The 2,853-nt window shown below is 71.8% G+C and carries 2 protein-coding genes; both read right to left on the bottom strand.

What is annotated here, in order from left to right; genetic code table 11:
* On the bottom strand, window positions 1–1,610 hold a 1,610-nt coding region (gene pheT / locus G6018_RS13915; RefSeq protein WP_182639926.1), incomplete at its 3' end, for a phenylalanine--tRNA ligase subunit beta.
* A gap of 41 nt (window positions 1,611–1,651) precedes the next feature.
* Window positions 1,652–2,707: a phenylalanine--tRNA ligase subunit alpha gene (pheS, locus tag G6018_RS13910; RefSeq protein ID WP_095717213.1), complete on the bottom strand. Its 1,056-nt coding sequence runs from the start codon at window positions 2,705–2,707 to the stop codon at window positions 1,652–1,654.
* Window positions 2,708–2,853 lie beyond the last annotated feature (146 nt).

The following is a 2,853-nucleotide window of genomic DNA, read 5'->3' as shown; positions in this document are numbered from 1 at the left end:
TCCAGTCCCATGGCGTCGAACACCGACGGATCACAGAACGGCGAGGTGAGAACCTCGACGTGCCCGGCCGCCGCCAGGGCGTGGCCGACCGCGCGACGCCCGCGCTGGAACGCGGTCAGCCCGCGGCCGGCCGGCGCCGTCGGCAGCACCGACGGGATGTTCTCCAACCCCTCGAGGCGGAGGACCTCCTCCACCAGGTCCGCGGGCAGCGTGAGGTCCGGTCGCCAGGTCGGCGGGGTGACCGCGAGCAGCACCTCGTCGTCCCCGGTGACCGTGCACCCGACCTGCTCCAGGCGGTGGCGCGCGGTGCCGGTCGGGTAGTCCACGCCGGCGACGCGGGAGGGCCTGCCCTCATCGAACGCGATGGTCGGCATGACGGGGGCGGAACCGATGTCGGTGAGCGAGGCCTCGACCGTTCCGCCGGTGATCCCGGCGAGCAGAGTCGCCGCCCGGTCCAGTGCGGCGATCGTGGCCGCGGCGTCGACACCACGCTCGTACCGCTTGCCCGCCTCACTGGGGAGCTTGTGACGGCGGATCGTCCGGAACACCGCGAGGGTGTCCCACACGGCGGCCTCGAGGAGGACGTCCGTGGTCTGCCCGGACACCTCCGTGCTCGCGCCGCCCATGACACCCGCCAGTGAGATCGGCCCGCGATCGTCGCAGATCACCACGTCCTCGGGGTCCAGCGTCCGCTCGACGTCGTCGAGGGTCGTGAGCACCTCCCCGGACCGCGCCCGGCGGACGACGAGACCGCCCTCGAGCGTCGCGGCATCGAACGCGTGCATCGGGTGCCCGAGCTCGAGCATGACGTAGTTGGTCACGTCGACCGCCGGCGAGATCGGGCGCACGCCCGACAGCAGCAGCCGCCTGGCCATCCACCACGGTGTCCGCGCGGTGGGGTCCACTCCGGTGACCCGGCGCAGGGCGAACCGGCGGGCGCCGGACTCCTCCGTCACCTCGAGCGGCCAGGTCTCGCCCTCGGACCCGAGGCCCTGTTCGACGGCGGGATCGGCGAAGTCCAGGCCGAATCCACACGCGAGTTCGCGGGCCAGGCCGCGCGCCGACAGGCAGTACCCGCGGTCCGGGGTGACGTTGAGCTCGATGACGGTGTCGGGTCCCGCCGCCCCGGCGTCGAGGACCGGCCCGGCCGGGTCGCCGGGCTCCGCAGTGCCCTCGGCCAGGACGATGATGCCGCTGTGGTCGGATCCGATCCCCAGCTCGGACGCCGAGCAGATCATGCCCTCACTGGGCTTGCCGTACGTCTTCCGCCTGCCGATCTCGAACCCACCGGGAAGGACGGTTCCGGGCAGCGCGACGACCACCAGGTCGCCCGCCTCGAAGTTCCGCGCCCCGCAGACGATCTGCTGCGGTTCGCCGGCACCCACGTCGACCAGGCAGAAGCGGATGGGTTTCTTGAACCCCTCGAGCTCCTCGATACTGCTGACCCGACCGATCGTGAGCGGTCCCGAGATCTCGGGCAACTGCTCCGGCTCGCCCTCGACCTCGAGGCCGACGCGCACGAACCCCGCGTCGAGCTCGGCCGGGGTCACCGACCAACCGTCGTTGGCCCGCTGCAGGATCTCGGTCAGCCAGGACTGCGCAATTCGCACTGTGGGGGTCCTTGTTCTTCTCGGGTGGAAGGGGCGGTGGGTCAGGCGCGGATGCCGAAGGGCAGCGAGAACCGCACGTCCCCCTCGACCATGTCCCGCATGTCGGACAGTCCGTTGCGGAACTGCAGGGTGCGCTCGAGGCCCATGCCGAACGCGAACCCCGAGTAGACCTCCGGGTCGATGCCGCAGGCGGTCAGCACGTTGGGGTGGACCATCCCGCACCCGCCCCACTCGACCCAGCCCGCGCCCCCCTTCTTCCGCGGGAACCACACGTCGACCTCGGCAGAGGGCTCCGTGAAGGGGAAGTAGTTGGGCCGCATCCGGGTACGGGTCTCCGGTCCGAAGAGCGCGCGGGCGAAGGCGTCGAGCGCACCGCGCAGGTGCGCCATGGTCAGCCCCTTGTCGATCGCCAACCCCTCCACCTGGTGGAACACCGGGGTGTGGGTGGCGTCGAGCTCGTCCGTGCGGAACGTCCGACCGGGGCAGGCCACGTAGATCGGCGGCTCCCGATCGAGCATCGTCCGGATCTGCACGGGCGAGGTGTGGGTGCGCAGCACCTGGCGGCTGCCCTCGGGAGCGATGTGGAAGGTGTCCTGCAGGGTGCGCGCGGGGTGGTCCGGGAGGAAGTTCAGGGCGTCGAAGTTGTAGTGCTCCGCCTCGACCTCCGGGCCCTCGGTGATCTCCCACCCCATCGCCACGAACACGTCCGCGACCTGCTCGGTGATGATCGTGATGGGGTGCTGGGCGCCCACCGGAGCCCGACCCGACGGCACGGTCAGGTCCAGGGTCTCGGCCACGAGGACGGCGGCGTCACGCTCCGCCTGCAGCTCGGCGAGGCGGGCGTCATAGGCCTGCTGGACCCTGCCCCGCGCCACGTTGACGGCCTTTCCGGCGGAGGCCTTCTGCTCCTTGGGCAGCGACCCGAGGGTCCGGCGTCCCAGCGCGATCGGGCTGCGGTCGCCCAGGTGGGCGGTCTTGGCTGCGGCCAGGGCGTCCAGGTCCGTGGCGGCGGCGAACGCCGCCTCGGCCTCCGCCGCGTACCCGGCCAGCGACTCCTCGTCGATCCGCACCTCGACAGCGCTCGTGTCTTCGCTCACCTGTGCTCTCGTCCTCCCCGTCACGGCGATCTCCGGCGACCGCCGGCGGCATCCCGCAACAGACTAGTCGATCGGGATCGGACCCCCCGGCCCACCTGCGCGTACCCCCTCGCCGCGAGGGGTCACCCGCTAACGCACCTCGTGAA

It is taken from the genome of Dietzia sp. DQ11-44 (assembly GCF_014145205.1).
Lineage (GTDB): Bacteria > Actinomycetota > Actinomycetes > Mycobacteriales > Mycobacteriaceae > Dietzia > Dietzia natronolimnaea.
Note: the sequence above shows the minus strand (reverse complement) of the source record. Positions and strands in the feature narration are given on the sequence as shown.